At 46.5% G+C, this 579-nt stretch carries 1 protein-coding gene; it reads right to left on the minus strand.

The annotated features are described in order from the left end of the window. Window positions 1-579: radical SAM protein (locus AC1DSE_RS36210; protein ID WP_477529242.1), on the minus strand; the 579-nt coding region annotated here is incomplete at both ends.

The raw sequence follows: 579 nt of genomic DNA on the forward strand, positions 1-579 counted from the left end.
GCGATTCTGTGCCGTCGAATACGACCTGGATATAGTTATCCGTATAACCCATAACAAGTCCAGTACCCGGGGCACCCTTGTAATCGCGCTCTGGGATTACATCGAGAACATGGCCAACGTATTGCTCAGCGTATGCAAGCTGCATTTTCTCAGACAAATCAATTAGCTTATGCACGCGCTCATTTTTCACTTCTTCATCCACTTGCTCGTCCATTCGAGCAGCAGGCGTACCTGTGCGTTTCGAATAAGGGAACACATGCATTTCAGCAAATTTCAAATCTTCCATGAAGCGGAAGCCCTCTTCGAACATTTCTTCCGTTTCTCCAGGGAAACCGACAATAACATCCGTTGTAATGGCAACGCCAGGCATTGCCTGATGCAATCTTTTAATTTTTGCTGCGAATTCTGCAGTCGTATATTTACGGCGCATCCGCTTTAATACGGAGTCTTCACCTGCTTGGAGTGGAATATGCAGATGGCGGCACATTTTGCTTGAACGGTTCAACACATCAATCATCGCATCGTCGATTTGACTTGCTTCGATCGAACTAATTCGAATGCGCTCTAGTCCCTCTACCT

It is taken from the genome of Paenibacillus sp. 01L418, assembly GCF_056400045.1.